This window comes from Alienimonas sp. DA493, assembly GCF_043951915.1.
Taxonomy (GTDB): Bacteria; Planctomycetota; Planctomycetia; order Planctomycetales; family Planctomycetaceae; genus Alienimonas.
This window is the reverse complement of record NZ_JBINJD010000060.1, coordinates 1-19,017: the sequence shown is the minus strand read 5'-3', so window position 1 is coordinate 19,017 and position 19,017 is coordinate 1. Positions and strand designations below refer to the sequence as shown.

At 71.1% G+C, this 19,017-nt stretch carries 12 protein-coding genes; 3 read left to right on the top strand and 9 right to left on the bottom strand.

From position 1 onward, the window contains the following. Positions 1 to 21: 21 nt before the first annotated feature. The 8 genes from ACG2DA_RS11045 to ACG2DA_RS11010 form a co-directional block, all read right to left on the bottom strand. The gene (locus ACG2DA_RS11045; protein WP_395255683.1) at positions 22 to 873 is read right to left on the bottom strand and encodes an aldo/keto reductase; all 852 of its coding nucleotides are present in this window, start codon (positions 871 to 873) and stop codon (positions 22 to 24) included. Positions 874 to 967: 94 nt separating this feature from the next. Next, a complete protein-coding gene (locus ACG2DA_RS11040; protein ID WP_395255682.1) occupies positions 968 to 1,300 on the bottom strand; it encodes a hypothetical protein in 333 nt (110 codons plus the stop codon). 199 nt (positions 1,301 to 1,499) lie between these two features. After that, the gene (locus ACG2DA_RS11035; protein WP_395255681.1) at positions 1,500 to 2,021 is read right to left on the bottom strand and encodes a fasciclin domain-containing protein; all 522 of its coding nucleotides are present in this window, start codon (positions 2,019 to 2,021) and stop codon (positions 1,500 to 1,502) included. 198 nt (positions 2,022 to 2,219) lie between these two features. Then, positions 2,220 to 4,601: a c-type cytochrome domain-containing protein gene (locus ACG2DA_RS11030; protein ID WP_395255680.1), complete on the bottom strand. Its 2,382-nt coding sequence runs from the start codon at positions 4,599 to 4,601 to the stop codon at positions 2,220 to 2,222. Between the two features lie 88 nt (positions 4,602 to 4,689). Further along, positions 4,690 to 7,284: a DUF1549 domain-containing protein gene (locus ACG2DA_RS11025; protein WP_395255679.1), complete on the bottom strand. Its 2,595-nt coding sequence runs from the start codon at positions 7,282 to 7,284 to the stop codon at positions 4,690 to 4,692. After that, positions 7,281 to 10,022, bottom strand: a complete 2,742-nt coding sequence (locus tag ACG2DA_RS11020; RefSeq protein WP_395255677.1) for a PPC domain-containing protein — start codon at positions 10,020 to 10,022, stop codon at positions 7,281 to 7,283. The genes ACG2DA_RS11025 and ACG2DA_RS11020 overlap by 4 nt, the downstream gene beginning before the upstream one ends. 124 nt (positions 10,023 to 10,146) lie before the next feature. Beyond that, positions 10,147 to 11,469, bottom strand: a complete 1,323-nt coding sequence (locus ACG2DA_RS11015; RefSeq protein ID WP_395255676.1) for a DUF1501 domain-containing protein — start codon at positions 11,467 to 11,469, stop codon at positions 10,147 to 10,149. A gap of 404 nt (positions 11,470 to 11,873) precedes the next feature. Further along, the gene (locus tag ACG2DA_RS11010) at positions 11,874 to 12,389 is read right to left on the bottom strand and encodes a glutathione peroxidase (RefSeq protein WP_395255702.1); all 516 of its coding nucleotides are present in this window, start codon (positions 12,387 to 12,389) and stop codon (positions 11,874 to 11,876) included. A 356-nt stretch (positions 12,390 to 12,745) separates the two neighbouring features. Between ACG2DA_RS11010 and ACG2DA_RS11005 the strand changes: the two genes are divergently transcribed. Genes ACG2DA_RS11005 through thrC form a run of 3 tightly spaced genes read left to right on the top strand, consistent with a single transcriptional unit; the run spans position 12,746 to position 15,850 of the window. Next, on the top strand, positions 12,746 to 13,321 hold the full coding sequence (locus ACG2DA_RS11005) for an ATP-dependent zinc protease (RefSeq protein ID WP_395255675.1): 576 nt from the start codon (positions 12,746 to 12,748) through the stop codon (positions 13,319 to 13,321). Continuing rightward, positions 13,318 to 14,454, top strand: coding sequence for a succinylglutamate desuccinylase/aspartoacylase family protein (locus ACG2DA_RS11000; RefSeq protein WP_395255674.1), 1,137 nt, complete (start codon positions 13,318 to 13,320; stop codon positions 14,452 to 14,454). Before ACG2DA_RS11005 ends, ACG2DA_RS11000 begins: the two co-directional genes overlap by 4 nt. Before the next feature lie 46 nt (positions 14,455 to 14,500). After that, a complete protein-coding gene (thrC, locus tag ACG2DA_RS10995; protein WP_395255672.1) occupies positions 14,501 to 15,850 on the top strand; it encodes a threonine synthase in 1,350 nt (449 codons plus the stop codon). Between the two features lie 78 nt (positions 15,851 to 15,928). On the opposite strand, the gene ACG2DA_RS10990 is transcribed toward thrC, so the two are convergent. Further along, positions 15,929 to 18,910: a DUF1559 domain-containing protein gene (locus ACG2DA_RS10990; protein WP_395255671.1), complete on the bottom strand. Its 2,982-nt coding sequence runs from the start codon at positions 18,908 to 18,910 to the stop codon at positions 15,929 to 15,931. Between the last annotated feature and the right edge of the window lie 107 nt (positions 18,911 to 19,017).

Genomic DNA, 19,017 nt, shown 5'->3' with positions numbered 1-19,017 from the left:
CCCCGCCCGGCGGAGCGCCGGTTAGCCGGCGAAGGTCTCCGGGTTGGGGCCGACGCGGCCGGGTTCGCCGCGGTCGAGGGCCGTCAGCGCCGCCATCTGCTCATCGCTGAGGACGAAGTCGAACAGCCGCAGGTTCTCCCGCATCCGCTCCGCGTGGGAGGACTTCGGGAAGATCACGTCCCCCCGCTGCACGTGCCACCGCAGCACGACCTGGGCCGGGGTGCGATCGACCGCCTCGGCGACCCGCTTCATCGTGGCGTCCTCCAGCAGCTCGCCGCCGCGGGCGATCGGGCTCCACGCTTCGATCAGCAGGCCGCGCTTGCGGTTGTCGATCCGCACCGCGTCGTTGGTGAAGTAGGGGTGAGCCTCGATCTGGTTCACGGCCGGCCGGACGTCGCACTCCGCGGTCAGCCGGTCGAGGTCCTGCGGCCGGAAGTTCGACACGCCGATCGACTTCGCCCGGCCGTCCCGCTGGAACTCCTCCAGAACCTTCCAAGTCGAGACGAAGTCGCCCCCGTACCGCGTCGGCAGCGGCCAATGGATCAGGAACAGGTCGACGTAGTCGGTTTGCAGGTCCTTGAGAGACTGGTCGAAGGAGCGGCGGGCGTCGTCCGGCTCGTGGTTGTCGTTGGACAGCTTGCTGGTGAGGAAGATCGCGTTCCGGTCGAGCCCGCTCTTGGCGATCGCCTCGCCCACGCCCCTTTCGTTGCCGTACATCTGGGCAGTGTCGACGTGGCGGTAGCCGGCCTCCAGCGCCTCCCCGACGACGCGGGCGGCGTCCGGCTGTTCGACCTGCCAGGTGCCGAACCCGAGCTGCGGGATCGACCGGCCGTCGTTGAGCGGGAGCGTGGGGATCTCTGCGGGAGCGTTCATGCCGGCGAAGGAATCAGATCGGGCGGGGCCGCGACAGGGCGGGTTTCCGGACGGCGGGGCGGGGCGAACCGGGAGATCCCGGCGAAGCGGGCACTCAGGTGTACTCGCCGCCGCCGATGGCGTTGAGGGCGGCCCGGGCGGCGCCGGCGACCTCGTTGTCGTCGCTGGCGCTGGCCCGCTCCAAGGCGACGTAGGCCGCCTCCGCCTCGTCGGCGAGGTTCTCCAGCGCCCGGGCGGCGGCCAGCCGCACCGCCTTGGGCCGGGCCGAGTGCAGCGCCGCGGCCAGCGCCGGCACCACCGGCCGGGCCCCGGCGCCCAGTTCGCCCAGCCGCCGGGCGGCCTCGGTGGCGGCCTCGTCGTCCCGCAGAGCGTCGGCAAGCTCCTCCGGAGTGGCGTCCGGGCCGGGGGCGGAGGTCGATTCGGACACGGCGGAACGGCTGCGATCAGGGAACAGGACGGACGCGAGGCGAACCGGCCCCGGCGGGACGGCCGCTCGTTCGGGACGGTCAGTGTACCAAAGACCGCGGGGCCGACTCCGTCCCGTCTCGGGCGGAGCCGGCCCCGCGGGGCTCGGCAGGATCGGGGTCGCCCCGCCGCGGCAGACCGCGGGCGGAACGACGCCGGACCTATTTGGTCGGCGGCAGCAGCACGGAGTCGATCACGTGGATCACGCCGTTGGAGGCCGTCACGTCGGTCTTCAGGACCTTGGCCTTGTTCAGCATCACGGTCCCGTCCTTGACGGAGACCTTCACCTTCTTGCCGGCGAGGGTGTCGACCTGCTTGCCGCCCAGGGTGACGACGGTGTCCGCTTTCACCTCGCCCTTGACGACGTGGTACAGCAGGACGGTCTTCAGCTTCTCCTTGTCCTTCAGCAGGTCCTCCAGCGCGCCCTCGGGCAGCTTGTCGAAGGCCTCGTCGGTGGGGGCGAAGACGGTCAGTTCGGCGTCCTCGGAGGCGAGGGTTTCCGCGAGGCCGGCTTCCTTGGCGGCGGTCAGCAGCGTGTTGAAGCTGCCCGCGGCCTGGGCGGTTTCGACGAGGTTCTTGTCGGCGGCCGCGTGATGATCGACGGGGGCCGGGGCGGCGGCGGTCAGCAGCCCGACGCAACCGGCGGCGACGGCGGCGGTGAACAGTTTGGCGAACGAACGCATCAGAGAGTTCCTTGGGAGGGGGGAGTGACGGCGGAGCGGCGATAATCGGTCAGGACGTTCAGGGAACGTCCAAAACGTTCATCGGGCCCACGCATTCCTAGACGGTCCTCCCGCAAATGCGACGGGGGGCGGGAGACGTTTCGGGCGAACCCGGAACGTCCCCCACCCCCCGGGGGTGGAATCCACTGATCCTGACGCTCACTCGCTCTTATTTTGCCGCTCCAAAGCGATCTTTAGCCCGGCCAGGCGGGCCGCGGCCGCGTCGCGGTCGGCGGCGGGATCGGGCAGGGCGTCGGCCTCCTTCTTCTTCTCCTCGGCGGGACCGACGGCTTTGTCGGCGGCCTCCGCGGCCTTCTTGGCGGCCTCCAGCTCCTGGGGGAGCCGCTTGACCGTCTCGTCGGCGACGGCGAGTTCGGCGGCGAGCCGCTTCGTCTCGGCGTCGGCCTGTTTGACGGCGTCGGCGGTTTGGGCGGCGGCGTCCTTCGCCTTGGCCAGGTCGGCGAGCAGGGTCGCCAACTTGTCCTGCGCCTGATTGACCGCCGTCTTGGCCTCCTCGGCCTTCGCCGTGGCCGTTTTCCTGACCTCCTCGAGGGCCTGCTCTTCCTTCGTCAACGCCTCACGGGCGGCGTCCACGGCCTGCTTGGCCTCCTCCGCCTTGTCCTCACCGGCGTCCGCGGCCGCTTTCTCCGCCTCGACGAGCGCCTTGGCGGCGGCGTCGCGGGCCTCCTCGGCCTTCGCGATCGCTTCGCCCCGTGCGTTCTCGGCGGCGCTTTGCGCCTGCTCCGCCTCGGTTACCTTCGCCTTGGCGGATTCGGCGGCCTTCTCGGCCTCCGCGGCGGCCTGGGCGGCTTTCTCGGCGGCGGCCTGGGCGTCGGAGAGCGCCTGCTTGGCCTTGGCGTGGGCTTCCGACAGCGACTTCTGCATCTTGACCGCCTCCTCCCGCTGCTTGTCGATCGCGGCGACCTTCTCGGCGGCGGCTTTCTTCGCCGCACGGGCCTGCTCCAGCGCCGCGGCGGCGTCCGCCTTCCGTTTGGCGACGGCCTCGGCGGCGGCGGTCAGCTCCTTCACCTCGGCTTCGGCGGCGGTCAGCCGCTCCGCCAGCGGGGGGAGCACGGGGGAGAACTCCGCCAGCAACTCGTCGCTGTCCGGCTGGAACACGGCGACGGAGCCGGTCCAGTCGCCCACGAACGCCCGCGGGGTCATCTTGCCGTCCGCCCCCGGGACCGCCTCGTCGGCGATTGCCACGGAGAGGGCGTAGTCCGGCCGTTTGGGGAACTTCTTGAGCTGCTTGCCGCCCAGGTCCCAGACGGCGGCTTCGCCGTTGCGGCCGGCGGTGAGGAAGGTGCCGTCCGCGGCGAACGTGGCGCCCTCCACGCCGTTCGCCTTCACGTCCACCTTCCGCACCAGAGCCCCGTCCTCCGGGTTCCACAGGTGCACGGTGTCGTCCAGGCTGGCGGAGGCCAGCAGGTTGGAGTCAGCCCGCCAGGAGACGTCGGTGATCGCGTCCTTATGGCCCCGCAGGTCCGAATACAGCAGACCGCTGGCGGCCTCCCAGAGGCTCAGGCCGCCGACGCGGTCGCCCACGGCCAGCAGCACGCCGTCCGGGCTGAACCCGACCGCGGTGACCCACTCCGTCGGCTTTTCGACGACGTACTGCAGCTCCCCGGTGGCGACGGCGTAGACCTTCGCCTTCTTGGAGGTGGTGCCGATCACGACCTGCGACTGGTTGGGGGAGATGTCCGCGCAGAGCACGCTGTCCGGCTCGTCGCCGATCTCCGCGACGCGGTCGCCGGTGGTCACGTCCCAGACGACGGCCAGCCCGCGGTAGGCCCCGCGGCCGCCGCCGGCGATCAGCAGGCGGCCGTTGGTGCTGAATTTCAGCGACATCGGCCGGCCCTCGGGGAAGGGCAGCACGCCGACCGGCTGCAGGGACTTGGCGTGGAACAGGACCACCTGCCCCTCGCCGGCGACCGCCAGCAGCGGCGCCCAGGGGCTGGCGGCCATCGCGGTGACGGCGTCCGCCCGACCGGGCACGCGGCCCTCGACAGGGATCGTCTCGACGGGCAGCGGCTTGGTTTCGCCCTCGTAGGCGGCGGCGTCGTAGGGGTTGGGCGGCATCGGCGGCGGCCCCTCGGGGCGGCCGATCGGGGCGGCGCCCAGCGACAGGTCCTCCTTCGGCTTGATCTTCACCTTGGAGCCGGCGTTCTCGCGGGCGCCGGTGTCGATCCATTTTTTGAGGATCGCCAGGTCGGCGTCGGCCATCTTCGCCCCGTTGGGCGGCATCTTCGGCTCGGCCTGGTGGGCGGCGAGCATGTACAGGTAGCTGAACTCCCCGTCGCCGGGGGTGATCACCTCGCCGCTGCCGCCGCCCTGCATCAGCGCGGCGAACTGGCTCATGTTCAGCCCGCCCTCCTGCTTGTCGGCGTTGTGACAGCCGACGCAGTTCGCCCGCAACAGCGGCAACACGTCGTCGTCGTAGGTCAGCGGCGTTTCGTCCTTCTTCTCCTCCGCGGCGGACGCGGACAGGGGGAGGGAACAGGCCAGCAGAACGGCGGCGAACGGGACGAGGCGGGGCGTCATGGGGCGGGTCGGTCGGGGCGAAGATGCGCTTGTTCTCAGGCGTCACGCCGAGGGGCCGCGGACCCTCGGCGTGACGGAGGCTTCAGGCTTAGTGGTTGAACAGGAACTCGCGGCTGTTCAGCACGGCCCAGAAGTAGTCTTCCAGCACGGCCTGCGGCTGTTCGCCTTCGGCCAGCGCCTCCTCCAGGGCCTGCTTCTCGGCGTCGGTCGGCGCCCGGGAGAGGCAGCGGAAGGTGATCTCCTCCAGGACCTCGGCCGGTTCCATCGGCGGGACGCCTTCCTCGCCGTCTTTGCCTTCCACGCCCTGCAGCAGGGTCTGCACCACTTTGCCCCGCTGCACCTTGTCGTGCACCGTGCTGCCGTTGAGCAGGTGCAGGGCCTGGGCGAGGTTCGGCTCGACCCGCACCTCGCAGCTGCAGACGGTCTCCCGTTTGGCGCGACCGAAGGTGTCGAGGAAGTAGGTGCTGGTGTTGCCGTCGGCGATCTGCACCGCCCGGCTGCCCAGCGGCAGGCCGCGGAACTTCTCCGGGCTCTCGGTGACGGCGTTGATGCTGTCCAGCAGCACCTCGGCCCGCATCCGGCGGAGTTTGGCGTGAGAGAAGTTCGCCGTGTCGGCCAGGTTGGTGGGGTTCGTCCGCGTGGCCAGCTGGTAGGTCCGGCTGGTGCAGATGTCCTTCACCAGGCCCTTCAGGTCGTAGCCGCTCTCGACGAACCGTTCGGCGAGGGCGTCCAACAGGGCCTCGTTGGCCGGCGGGTTGGAGACCCGCACGTCGTCCACCGGCTCCACGATCCCGCGGCCGGTGAAGTGGGCCCAGACCAAGTTGACGATGTTCCGGGCGAAGTACGGGTTCTCCTCGGAGGTCAGCCACTCCGCCAACACCTCGCGGCGGTCGCGGCCCCGGTAGCGTTCATCGTTCCGGAAGTCCGGCTGGGCGCCGCCCAAGAACTTCGGCGCCATGTTCTCGTTGGTCAGCGGGTGCTTCACCTCGCCGCCGCCGCGGTTGTAGACGATCCGCTCCCGCGGGTCGTCGGAGTTCTTGGTGCCCACCTGGGCGAAGAACGCGGCGAACCCGTAGTAGTCCTCCATCGTCCAGCGGTCGAACGGGTGGTTATGACACTGGGCGCACTGGATCCGCATGCCCATGAACACCTGGGCGACGTTCTCCGCGACCTTCAGCGTGTCGCGCTCGGTGCGGTAGTAATTCGTCGCCGGGGTGTCGAAGGTCCCGCCGCTGCTGGAGAGCAGCTCGCGGACCATCTGGTCCACCGGGACGTTCCCGTCGATCTGCTCCTTGAGCCAGCGGTGGTACAGGACCGCTTCCTTGCCGGACAGCGACTGGTTGTCCGCGCGGATCGTCAGCAGTTCGGCCCACTTCATCACCCAGATGTCGGCGAACTCCGGCTTGTCCAGCAGGGATTCGACCAGCGCCGCCCGCTTGGAGGGGTCGGTGTTCTCGACGAATTCCCGGGTCGCTTCGGCCGGCGGGACGACGCCCACCAGGTCGAGGTAGGCCCGGCGGATAAACTCCTCGTCGCTGCACAGCTCGCTGGGGGCGATCCGCAGCGTGGCGAGCTTGTCGTAGATCGCCTCGTCGATGTAGTTCTCCGGTTCGACGTCCGGAAACTCGAAGTCGACGTTCTCCGGCAGCACGATCGCGGGCACGCCCACGGTGTGCACGTCGAAGCGGCCGGTGATGAACGCCTCCGCCCCGCCGGTGCCCTTCACGGCCCCGGCGGTCACGGCGCCTTCCGGCGTGATGGCGGCGGCGGTGGGGTTGTTGGTGTTCCAGGCGACGAGGTGGGTCACGTCGCGGTCGGTGCCGTCGCTGTAGGTGGCCCGGGCGACCATCCGCTGCGCCGAGCCCTCTCCGGTCAGGGCGATCGAGGGCGGGTAGATCTCCAGCGACACGCAGGCCGGCGGGCCGGTCTCGCCCTCGTTCCAGTTCTCCTTGGCCCCGTCGTCGATCGCCCCGGCGGCGATCCAGTCCAGGATCAGTTTCGCGTACTCGCTGTCCGGCTCGAACAGCTTGCCGCCGGTGTGGGAGACGGCGCCGACGCTCTTTTCGAACAGCAGGCTGCGCTCCGGCACGCCGAGGTTCAAACGGCGGCCGGCCTGCTCCCGCGTGAGGCGGAAGTGGTCGCCGGCCGGGTCGAAGCCGAACAGGCCCATCCGGAACCCGTCCTTGCCGCGGGCCGCCCCGTGGCAGGATCCCATGTTGCACCCGGCCCGGGTGAAGATGGGCATGATGTCGTTGCGGAAGCCCACCGGCGGGGTCACCCCGGAGTCCACCACGCTCAGCGGCACCTCGACGGTCTTGCCCTCGTAGGTGGCGGTCAGCGTGGTCGTGCCGTCGGCGGCGGGGTAGTACGTCAGCGCCCCGTCCTCCCCGACGGTCGCCTTGGCGAAGGACTCGTCGCCGGCTTTGAAGGTCGTTTCGCCGGTGACGTCCCGGGTCGTGCCGTCCGACAGCGTCAGCACGGCGATCACGCTTTGGCGATCACGCGCCGTGGAGAGGTGCACCGCGGGCGGGTACACGTCCAGCCGCACGGCCGTCGGCTTGGAGCCGGCGGCCTCCTTGGCGTCCGGCGCGGCCGGGGCGTTGGGCGCCGGGACGTTGGGCGCCGGAGCGGGGGACGCGGGGGCGTTCGCCAGCAGGGCGGCGGCGAGGAGCAGGGGGGTCATCGGTTCGTGTCTCCTTCAGAGGAGTCGGTCGGGAGGCCGGCGGCCTCACGGCGTAGGCGTTCGAGCCGGCTCAGCGGCTTCGGTTTCTCGGGCGCCTTCGCCACCTTGGGCTCGGCGTCAGTCGTCTTGGGCTCAGGCTTTTTCGGGGCGTCGTCCACCCGCAGGTCGGTGCGGCCGGCGGTGAACACGCGGGCGCCGGCTCCCGGCTCGCCGTCGGCGATCGGCTGGCCGTCCTCGCCCACGTTCGGCAGCGTCACCTCGGCGAGCAGTCCCTTGCGGGTGCCGATCGGCGCCTTCTCCGTCGCGGCGATCTCGAACACAAACGATTCCGTCTCGGCGGTCACCTCGACCGGCTCGCAGCTCAGACCTTCCGGCAGGCCCTTCAGCGTGACGGTGGCGGTCCCTTTGAACTCCGCGTTCTCCAGCTCCGCGGTGATCGCCGTGCTGGTCGTCCGCTGCACGGCGCCCTTCGCCAGTTTGAGGGTGAAGGGGGTCTCGGCGACCTCGATGTCCACCAGCTTGCTGGAGCACAGCCCGGTGCCGCCGCCGTATTCAACGCCGTTCAGTTCGTTCGGCAGACCGGCGAAGGCCAGCACGTAGAACGGGAAGGTCCCCAGCGCCGCCTTGTCGTTGGCGTTGAGCGGGTAGACCGCGGTGTCCTCGTCCTTCTTCACCGTCCGCTGGTAGTCGCAGCCGATGCCGGGCGTCCGCTGGGGGAACTCCAGTTTAATGTCCCCCTCGAAGCCCTCGTCGCGGTGCACCTTGATCTGCACGTCCAGCACGCCGTCGCGGACCAGCGGGGTCGTCGGCGGGAGGACCTCGATGGAGAACGGCAGCTTCTCCGTCACGGCGACGGCGACCGCGGGGGCCTCCACGGGCCACAGGGTGCCCTGGTTGTTGTACCGCACCAGGTCGGCCTCGATGATCGAGGAGGCGTAGGCCGCACGCTGATCCGGCCCGGCGGTCAGCATCTCCGGTTTGTCGGCGGCGAAGGCTCGCAATTCCGTCAGCGTGCCGCCCAGCGGGGCGTCCTCGGCGGCGGTGAACAGCACCGGCCAGGTGGACTGGTTGCTCGGCACGGTCGGGGCGGTGATCGTCACGCCCTCGGGCAGGTCGGCCGCGTCGATGGCCAAGTCCCCGCCCAGGCCGTCGCGGGAGATCGTCACCCGGGTGGCGAAGCTGCTGCCGCGGGGAATCACGACCCGCTGCCGGCCCTGCCCGTAGCGGCCGTAACGGGGGATGGAGAGGGTCGGCGTCCGCACCGGGCTGCTGACTTCCACGCGGTACACGTAGTTCTCCCCGCCCCGTTTCAGGTGGTCGTGCACCTCGACGACGTACACGCCGTCCTCCGGCAGGCTGAAGTCCTCGCGGGCGTCGAGCCCCACGCGGTCGCCGCCGCTCTTCAGGCCGCGGCCGTCCCAGGCGAGGATCCGCAGCTCCGGGTCGATCGGGGAGCCGAGCCGCGAGCCGAAGACGTCGAACCGCAGGCTCTGGCCCTTCTTGCCGACGAAGGCGAAGTGATCGACGTCGCCCTGCTCCTCCAGGATGCCGTTGAACGCCATCCCGCCGAAGGCCTCCGCCTTCACGGCTTCGGCCGCCTTCTTAATCGCGTCGGCGTTGCCGCCGTCGGCCTTCGCCTTCTCCTTGGCGGCCTCGACCGCGGCGAGGTACTTGTCCACGCCGGGGGCGCGGGTGGCGGCGGTCCGCTCGTCGTTCGGCTCGGATTCCAGCAGGTTGGGGAACTCCGAGGCCCGGAACGGCAGGGCCGAGGGGCTCGGGGCGCCGTCGCGGACGGCGTACACCTGGCCGGTCTGATCCCCGGTCCGGCCGGCGACGGGGGTGACCGTCTGCTGGAACGGCCCGTGCGGGTCGCCGATGAAGGTCACTTCCACTTCCTCGCCCACCGGGCCGCCGGCGGGGTAGACGGCCAGCGGGCGGGGGAACGCCTCGGGCCGCACGCCGACGTGCATCCGATAGTAGCCGCGGCCGTTCCCCTTGAACTCCGCGTCGCGGATCCGCAGCAGATAGGTGCCGGTCTCCTCGGCGGTGAACCGCACGACGGGGTCGGCGGCGGTGATCGGGGTGTCGTCGGAGGCGGCCAGTTCGCGGCCCTCCAGGTCCAGCACCTCGACTGCCGGGTCGACGCTGTTGTTCTCGGTGGAGGCCAGCCGGATGCCCTCGACCTCGACGGCGAGGGACTGCCCGGCGTCCAGCTCGATCGCGTAGTGGTCGAGATCCTCGTTCTCGATCTTGCCGCTCACCGTCACGCCGCCGACCTCCTTGAAGTGGTCCGCAGTCAGCTTCTGCGCGTGGGCCGGGTCGGTATTCGGCGCGTCTTTCGGATCGACCTCATCCACCTCCGGCAAAGCGCCGACATAAATGGTGTGGAACTCGGTCAGCCCGTTGGCGGTGCGGAGTTGCACCACGTGCTCCCCGACGCGGGCGTCCGGGGCGATCTTGACGACGACGTCCACCTTTTTGTCGCCCTGCTTCTCATCCGGCGTGATCGACAGGACTTCGAACGCGCCGGGTTCGTAGAACAGGACCTCGGCGGCGTCCTTCAGGCGGTTGCCCTCGAAGGTGAACGTGGCCTCCGTTCCCCGCCGCGCCCCGCGGGGCAGGATGACGGACAACTGCGGATCGGCCGCGAAGGCCTGATTGGTGGCGGCGGTCGGCACGACGTCGGCGACGAACAGCGTCGCGGACAGCGCCAGCAGCGCGGCGGAGCGGGCACGCACGGGGCGGCTCCCGGGCTTGAGGAACGAGGCAGAGGGGGGCGTTCGTTCGCCGTCCTCATGGAGAGGACGGCGAACGCGTCGCACAGCGAAGAGAGTCAGGGCGTCAGCCCTGCACCGGCGGAACCTAGGCGAGGATCTTCTCGATCGGGGCGCCGCCGTCGACGATCTCGATCGGCCGGTCGCCGGGGGCCATCAACTCCTTCGCCGCCTTGATGCCGAGGCGGTCGTACACGGTGGCGGCCCAGTCCATCACGGTCACCGGGTCGGTGTCCGGCTCGGAGGCGGTCGCGTCGCTGCTGCCGTGGATCACGCCCCGCTTCAGGCCGCCGCCGGCCATCAGCACGCTGAACACCTTGGCCCAGTGGTCGCGGCCGGCGGTGTTGTTGATCTTCGGCGTCCGGCCGAACTCGGTGCCGACGCAGACCAGCGTGCTGTCCAGCAGCCCGCGGTCGTCCAGGTCGTTGATCAGCGTGGCGAGGGCCTGGTCCAGTTCCGGAGCCCGCCGCTTGAAGCCGTCCTCGATCTTATCGTGCATATCCCACCCGCCGTAGGTGAGGGTCACGAACCGGCTGCCGGCTTCGACCAGGCGGCGGGCCAGCAGCATCCGGGCGCCGGCCTGGTTGCGGCCGTAGGCGTCGCGGGTTTTGTCGTCCTCTTTGTCCAGGTCGAAGGCTTCGCGGGCCTTCGGGTTGCCGATCAGGCCGTAGGCCCGCTCGTAGAAGCTGCCGACGGCGTCGAGGCTGTCGGCCTTCTCCGTGGCGGCGAAGTGATCGTTGACCGCGTCGAGCAGACGGCGGCGGCGGGTGAAGCGGGCTTCGTCCACGCCGCCCGGCAGGCTCAGGTCCCGCACCTTGAAGCCGCTGCTGGCCGGATCTCCGCCGACGGTGAAGGGGGCGTAGGAGCTGGACAGGTAGCCGGTGCCGGCGAACTCGTTCGGCTGGCCGGGCACGCAGATGTACTGCGGCAGGTCGTTCCTGGGGCCGAATTCGTGGGCCACCACGCTGCCCATGGACGGGTACTTCAGCGCCGGGCTGGGCCGATACCCGGTGAACATGTTATGCGTGCCGCGCTCGTGGGCGGCTTCGCCGTGGGTGAACCCGCGCAGCACGACGCATTTGTCGGCGATCTTCGCCACCTTGGGGAAGTTCGCGCTGAACTCCACGCCGGGCATCGGCGTCTTGACGGTGCCGAAGGGGCCGCGGTACTCCGCGGGGGCCAGCGGCTTGGGGTCCCAAGTTTCCTGCTGGGCGGCGCCGCCGGGCAGGTAGATGTAGATGACGCCTTTCGCCGGGCCCTCGACGCTTTCGAAGTGGACCTGATCGGCCTTGGCCGCGGCCTGCATCCCGAGGAAGCCCGGGAGGGTCAGCCCGAGGCCGCCGATCGCGCCGACCTGCAGAAAGTCGCGGCGGGACGGGCCGGCGCACCGGCGTGCACGAGAAAGGGGCATCTGCAAACTCCGTCTGGGGCGGGGCCGGGCCGACGACGAACGCGGCCGCGGTGGGTGAGGGGGGGGACAGCCGACCTGAACAGGCCGTCGCGACGCATTCCGCCGGGGAGGCGAGGGACGCATCGCCGAATGCTGTTCCATTCAGCAGAACGTCGGACCGACCCCTTGTCAAGGGGCGGAGGCCCTGCTTCGGCCGATCGAGCGGCCGGATCGCCTTGTTCCACGGCGTTGCGGATCGGTGAAAATTGTCGCCGTGCGGAAAAAACCGCGATCCTTTTCGTCGGTTCGCGGGTTGTGCGGACGTTCGCGGCGGCGCCGGAGCGTTCGCCGGAGCCCCGGCCGCGTCAGAACCGACCGCGTCAGAACCGGCCACGCGCCGTCAGGTCGCTCCGCTCCTCGTCAGGTCACTCCGCCGCGGCGGGGTCGGCCGCGTCGGCGGGGGCTTCGGCCTTCAGCGCCTTCTCGATGGCGGAGACCACCGCCTTGCTGTCCGGGGAGGCCTGGCTGCGGAACCGCTCGATCACCCGGCCGTCGCGGCCGACGAGGAACTTCTCGAAGTTCCACTTCACCGGGCCGGGATCGTCGGTGGTGCCCTCGGCGGTCAGCTCCTCGTACAGCGGGGAGGCGTTGGGACCCTTCACCTCGATCTTGCCCATCAGCGGGAACTCGACGCCGTAGTTCTTCTCGCAGAACGCGGCGATCTCCGCGGGGCTGCCCGGCTCCTGGCCGCCGAACTGGTTGCAGGGGAAGCCGAGGATCACGAAGCCCCGGTCGCGGTACTTCTCGTAGATCTCCTCCAGCGGCTTGTATTGCTTGGTGAAGCCGCACTGGCTGGCCACGTTGACGATCAGGACCACCTTGCCCCGATACTGGGCGAGGTCGACTTCGGCGCCGTCCAGCGACTGCACCTTGTGATCCAGTACGGTGTCGAGCTTCTGATCGGTGTGCGGGCCCGCGGCGGCCGGGCTCGCCGCGGCGAAGGCGCCGGCGGTCAGGCCGGCGACCAGCACGAGGCCGGCGAACAGTGAACGGCGGGCGGCGGGGCAGCAGAGCACGGGAAGCGCCTTGGAAGATGAGGGGCCGGTCGCGTCCGAGGAGACGCGGCGGAGCGGGGGGCGGGGGCGACGTCCGTGCCGCGGGAAGGGCGCTCGGGAACGCGACGGACGGCCGACGGGCGGCGTCCGTCGGATCAGCAAGCGCCGGCGGGTTGTCCACTGTAGTCGCGCCCCCCCGCCCGCGACAATCACCCGCGCGGCGCGATACGCTGCCCAGCGGCATGATCGACCCTGTTTCCTCCCCCGGCCCGGCGGCGTCCGGCTCCTCCCCCGGACCCGACGGAGCCCCCGCGACCCGGCCCAGCACCGCCGCCAAGCCCGCCGCCCGCCCGGCCGTCGGCTGGCGGGAGTGGGTCGCCCTGCCGGAGCTGCCCGCCGACCCCGCCCAGGCCGCCGACCCGCTGAGCAGCCCCCGCATCAAGGCGAAAGTGGACACCGGCGCCCGTACCAGCAGCGTGCACGCCTTCGACGTGGAGATCTTCGAGCGGGATGGGGTGGACCTCGTCCGGTTCACCCTGCATCCCCGCCAGAAGTCCGCCAAGCGGGCGGTGCTCTGCGAGGCGGAGCTGCTGGGCGTGCGGGAGGTCAAAAGCAGCAACGGGCACATTCAGGAGCGGCCCGTGATCCTCACCCACGCGGTGGTCTGCGGGAAACGCTTCCCGCTGGAACTGACGCTCGCCAACCGGGACGCGATGGGCTTTCGGATGCTGCTGGGCCGCGAGGCCCTGCGGGGACGGTTCGTCGTCGACCCCGCCCAGAGCTACCTCGGCGGCCGCCGCCCCAAGACGAAGCGATGAGCGCCCCCGCCGGCGACGATTCCTCCGAAAACGGGCCCGACGCCCCGCCGGACGACCCGGCGCCGGAGGACGTCACGGCCCCGGCCGCGGCGCCGGCGCTCCCGGACGGCCCCGCGGCGTCGCCGCTGACCGTCGGCGGGACGGTCTGCCCCGCCGGCGCCCGCACGCACGTGCAAATGCCCGTCGGGCGGTTGGCGACCGAAACCTGGCTCAGCGTGCCGGTGGAGATCGTCCGCGGGACCCGCCCGGGGCCCTGCGTCTGGCTGACCGCCGCCATCCACGGGGACGAGCTGAACGGGGTCGAGGTGATCCGCCGGGTGCTCGCCAAGATCGCCTGCGACACGCTGCGGGGCACGGTGCTGGCGGTGCCGATCGTCAACGTGTTCGGGTTCAACGCCCGCAGCCGCTACCTGCCGGATCGCCGGGACCTGAACCGCTCCTTCCCCGGCTCGCCGCACGGATCGCTGGCCTCGCAACTGGCCCACCTGTTGATGACGGAGATCGTCGCCCACGCTGACGTCGGCCTGGACCTGCACACCGGCAGCGATCACCGGTTCAACCTCCCCCAGATCCGGGCGAACCTGGAGGACGCGGAGACGCTGCGGTTGGCCGAGGCGTTCCACGCCCCGATCACGATGCACTCCGGCGTGCGGGACGGCAGCCTGCGGGCGGCGGCCACGGCGCTGGGCAAGCCGGTGCTGCTCTACGAGGCCGGGGAGCCGCAGCGGTTCAACGGGGAGTGCATTGAGGTCGGCGTCCGCGGGGCGCTGAACGTCCTGCGGGCCCTCGACATGCTGCCCCCCCGCAGCGAGCAGGCGAAGGCGAAGCGGCCGGAGAGCCCGGAGCCGTCGATCCGCGTGCCGTCCTCCGTCTGGGTGCGGGCCAAACGCAGCGGCATCTTCCGCCCGATCGCGAACCTCGGGGAGCGGGTGGCGAAGGGCGACCGGCTGGGCGGCATCGCCGACGCCTTCGGCCGCAACCGCAGCGCCTTGAAGGCGCCCTTCGACGGCGTGGTGATCGCCCGGGCCAACAACCCCCTCGTGCACCGCGGCGACGGCGTGGTGCACCTCGGCCGCGTCACGGAGGAAGGCGGAAGCGAGAAGGCGGAGGGCGGAGGGGACGGGATGGGTTAGGCTGTCGGCGTTCGCCCCGTCCGCCTTCCGCCTCCCCCCGTCCGCCTTGTCCCCCCTCGCCTACCAGACGCCCGCCGCCCCCGCCGACGCCAGCGAGTTCGACCTCACGGAGGTCCTGCCGACCTGCAAGCCGCTCGGCGGGCTGTTGGACATCGAATACGACTGGGACCGCGTGCCGGTGCCGGACAGCCTGAAATGGTTCGAGAAGCGCTGGGCGACCCGCAACAACCCGCTGGACTTCTCCGGCGTGTGGCGGTTCCGCGAACTGCTGCCCTTCGCCCCGGACGAGCAGATCGTCACCGTCGGCGAGGGGCAGACGATGCTCCGCCGCAGCGACTCCGTCGCCAAATACTGCGGGTTGAACGAGGGCTGCCTGCACCTGCAATACGAGGGGCTGAACCCCAGCGGGAGTTTTAAAGACAACGGCATGACCGCCGCCAGCACCCACGCCCGCATGGTGGGCGCCAAGCTGGCCGCCTGCGCCAGCACGGGAAACACCAGCGCCAGCCTGGCCCTCTACGCCGGCGCCTCCGGGCATTTTAAATGCGTGGTGTTCGTCGGCAGCGGCAAGATCGCCTTCGGCAAGCTCTCCCAGGCGCTGGACTACGGCGCCGTCACGTTGCAAATCGAGGGCGACTTCGACGACGCCCTCCTGCGGGTGCGGGAGGTCTGCCGCGACGCCAATATTTATCTGTGCAACTCCGTGAACCCCTTCCGGCTGGAAGGGCAGAAGACGATCATTTATCGCATCCTCGAGGGGATGAACTGGGAGGTCCCGGACTGGATCGTCGTGCCCGGCGGGAACCTCGGGAACAGCAGCGCGTTCGGCAAGGCGCTGATCGAATTAAAAAAACTGAACCTGATCGACCGCCTGCCGCGGCTGGCCATTATCAACGCCGCCGGGGCGAACACGCTGTTCCGCCTCTACGAGCACGACGGCCTGCGGTGGAACGGCGGGGCGCCGGACGAGGAACTGGTCGGCAAGTTCTACGGCGAGATGGACGCCGAGAACCGCCGGGCGGACACCCTCGCCAGCGCGATCCAGATCAACCGCCCGGTGAACCTGTATAAATGCCTGCGGGCGCTGGACGCCACCGACGGCGTCGTCCGGGAGGCCCACGACCCGGAGATCCTCGACGCCAAGGCCCAGGTCGGCGCCGGCGGCTTCGGCTGCGAGCCGGCCAGCGCCGCCAGCGTCGCCGGCATTAAAGCGTTGCGGGCCGAGGGCGTGATCGCCCCCAGCGACCGCGTCGTCGGCATCCTCACCGGGCACGAATTAAAGGACCCGGACGCCACGGTGAACTATCACCGCGGCGACCGGGCCTTCTCCAACGCCCCGATCCCCGTCGCCAACGACGCCGGGGCGATCCTCGACGCGCTCAAAGACGTGATGTAACGGGCCCAAGGATCGCTTGCGGTTTCGCGGGGGCCGGAGAACTGGTCGCCCCCGCGAAGCCGCAAGCGGCATGCGACCTCACTCCACCACGTCCCAGTCGACGACCTCCCCGCCGCGGGCGGTCGCCAGCGCTTCGAGTACCTGCGGGTCGATGTTCTCCGAGATGAACTGCACGCTGCCGTCGCCGAACGAGAAGTTCGTCCCGTTGGGGTGCCCGCCGAAGCCGTCCGGGCCGTTGACGTAGGGCTGCTGCGTGAGGGCCCGCACGGTGGAGGGGCCGCCCTGGGCCCACGGACCGACGTTTTCGTGCACGCTGCCGTACATCAGCGTGTTCGACAGCCCGTCGGTGACCTCGAAGAGTTTCGTGGCCCGGTCGTAGCCGAAGATCCCCGTTTTGTCCGTGTGCCGCTTCGCGGTCGCGGCGTCCGCCCCGACGCCGGCGATGCCGACGTAGTGCGTCGCGGCGTAGCCCTCCTCGGTCGTCTCCCCGCCCGGCACGCTGGGGTTCACCAGCGTGGGGACGACGAGCCGGGCGGCGAAGTCGTTCGGCCCCTGGTTCCACGCCTGGTTCGGGTCGAGTCGCTCGGCGAGGGCGCCTTGCTCCATGTAGGGCAGCAGGCCGGCGACCCAGCTGAGCCGCTTCTCCGGCGGCAGGTCCGTGCCCTCCACGGTGCCGCGGGGCAGGGTGTTGAAGGCGTCGTGATAGTTCAGCGCCGCGATCCCCAACTGCTTGAGGTTGTTCGCCGACTGCGTCCGCCGGGCCGCCTCCCGGGCCTGCTGGACCGCGGGGAGCAGGAGCCCCGCGAGGATCGCCGGCGTCGCCACCGTGGACAACGAGCCGCCGCTGTTCAGCGCCATCGGCGTCGGCAGGGAGGAGTACCCCACGCTCCGCACGCCCTCGCCGGTGTTTGTGGCCCACTTCACGTTGGGGAACAGCGGCCCGGTGACCAGTTCGGTCGGCGGGAGCGCCGTGTCCGCGGGGCCGCCGGCGAAGTGGTCGAGCGGCGGCAGCAGCGTGCCGATCAAGCTGTTCAGGAACTGCGCCGCCGGGCGGGGGTCGACGGCCGACAGGGAGGTGAACTCCGCCGGCACGCGGCCGAACGGCTCCTCCCAGCGCCCCGTCGGTTCCCACTTCGGCAGCGTGCCCTCGGCCCGCAGCAGGAACGCGGCCACGGCCTGCGGCGACGGGGCGAGCACCAGCCAGTCGTCCGTCACCGCCAGACTGGGACGGAACATTCCCGCGACGGAGACGGTCGTGACCTCCGTCCCGGCCCACCGCTGCACGGAGACGCGCACCTGTTCCCCGGCCTCCGGCGGCGCCTGGGAGAGCACGCGGTCGGCCGCCGCCGCCAGCCCGGCCCTCAACTCCGCGGCGTCGTCCACGGCGATCGCCGCCACTCCGCCCAGGCCGAACAGCCCGCCGTCGGACGGGTCGCCGTACACGGCCGTCACCGAGCCCAACGGCTCCAACAACGCGGCCCGCACGTCGAATCCGGCGGCGTTGTTCAACACGGTCGGGGCGTTCTCCAGCATCGCCCGCTCTCGGCTCTCGGGGCGTTGCAGTTCGGCCAGGGCGCCCGCGGCGTCGATCAGGCCGTCGTAGATTGCGGCGAAGTCCACCGAGGTCGCCCCGAACGACTTCACCTCCGCCGGCAGCGGGGGCAGATCGTCCAGCGACATCGGCGCCGGATCGAGCGCCGCCAGCAGCCGGCGGGCCTCGCCCCGCAGCAGCCATTCGCCCTCGGACCGCAGCGCCTCGCCGTCGGCGGAGAGCGAACCCCGCACGCCCTCGAGCGCGTCCAGCCCCAAGGCGGTCAGAATCTCGCCGACGGTCACCTGCCCGCCGGGCCGCCAGTCGGCCTCGTAGGCGGGGAACTCGCCGAAGCGGTCGGCGACGGCGGCGAAGTCCAGCCAGCCGGCCAGCAGGGCGTCGGCGGGGGTGTTCTCGGCCAGCGGCAGCGAACTCATCGCGGCGGCGTCGCCGGTCGTCACCGCCACGCCCCGCTGCACGGCCCCGGGGCCGATCGCCCCGACCAGGTGCGGCCCGACCCGCCACAGGCCGAAGTTAAAGAAGGGCGGCGCCCCGGGCACGTTGCCGACGGTCACGCTCACCCCGTTCACGTCCTCCTGCCGCAGCCCGAGGGCCTCCCGCTCCTGAACGGAGGTCTGGGAGAGGACCGCCTCGGCGGCGTCCGCGGCGCCGGGCAGCACGACGAACACGCTGGGCAGCGGCGGCCCCTCCAGCAGGTGCACCGAAACGGTCGCCCCGCCGGTCAGCGTCGCCTCGCCCAGGTTTTGCAGCGCCGCCAACGCCTCCGGCCGCGGATTCGGGACGGCCCCCGCCGCGTCGCCGTCCTCCACCACGACGCCGTCCGCCTGGAAGGCCTCGGGGTTCTCCTCAATTGGTTCGAGCTGGAACTCCTGCGGCGGGGCGAAGGCCTCCTCCTGAATTTCAATCTCTCTGATCCGCTCCTCGAACGGCTCTTCCTCGAGCGGCTCGACCTCGATCCCGTCGGCGGGCTCGTTGATTTCGATTTGAATTTCGTCGAAGTCCGCCCCGCCGCCGCCGGCGGCCTGTTCGACGGCTTTGCGCGCCTCCTCGAAGCCCTTCTGCCAGACGGCGCCGAAGGACCGCTTCACGGCGGGCAGCAGGCCGCTGTCGATGAGGGCTTTATGGGCGGCGGTCTCCGTGAAGGCCGGGCCGGCCTTCGCCGTGCCGGCCCATTGGACGAACGCGACGGCCCCGTCGGCCGGCAGCAGGGCGGCCGGGGCGCGGTCGTCGGCGGGGGCGCCGCCGAGCGTCACCGGCGGGCCAGCGACGGCCGCCGGCGGGGTCGCGTCCACGCCGTCTTCCTCCAGCACGTCGGCCTGCCGGAGGGCGTCGAGGCCCCGCTCGCCGGGCGTCGGCGGTTGGGCGGAGGCCGCGGGCCGCACGGCCGTCAGGCCGCCGACGGCCAGCAGGGCGAGCGCCGCGGCGACGCCCGCGCGCCGCAGCACGCCCTCGGAGGGGTCGCGCGGCGACGCGGCGTCACGCGGAGAGGGGGAGACCGGGACGGACATCGTGCGGAACCGGATCGGGGAGGGAACCCGCGATCCTGTTGCGCCCGCCCCCGCGCCGACAACTGAATTGGGGGGCGCCGTTCAGTCCGCCCGCGGTCCGGTTCGCC

Coding starts and splice junctions, on each gene's coding strand:
- ACG2DA_RS11045 (WP_395255683.1), bottom strand. CDS start 873: ATGAACGCTCCCGCAGAGATCCCCACGCTCCCGCTCAACGACGGCCGG.
- ACG2DA_RS11035 (WP_395255681.1), bottom strand. CDS start 2,021: ATGCGTTCGTTCGCCAAACTGTTCACCGCCGCCGTCGCCGCCGGTTGC.
- ACG2DA_RS11030 (WP_395255680.1), bottom strand. CDS start 4,601: ATGACGCCCCGCCTCGTCCCGTTCGCCGCCGTTCTGCTGGCCTGTTCC.
- ACG2DA_RS11025 (WP_395255679.1), bottom strand. CDS start 7,284: ATGACCCCCCTGCTCCTCGCCGCCGCCCTGCTGGCGAACGCCCCCGCG.
- ACG2DA_RS11015 (WP_395255676.1), bottom strand. CDS start 11,469: ATGCCCCTTTCTCGTGCACGCCGGTGCGCCGGCCCGTCCCGCCGCGAC.
- ACG2DA_RS11005 (WP_395255675.1), top strand. CDS start 12,746: ATGATCGACCCTGTTTCCTCCCCCGGCCCGGCGGCGTCCGGCTCCTCC.
- ACG2DA_RS11000 (WP_395255674.1), top strand. CDS start 13,318: ATGAGCGCCCCCGCCGGCGACGATTCCTCCGAAAACGGGCCCGACGCC.
- ACG2DA_RS10990 (WP_395255671.1), bottom strand. CDS start 18,910: ATGTCCGTCCCGGTCTCCCCCTCTCCGCGTGACGCCGCGTCGCCGCGC.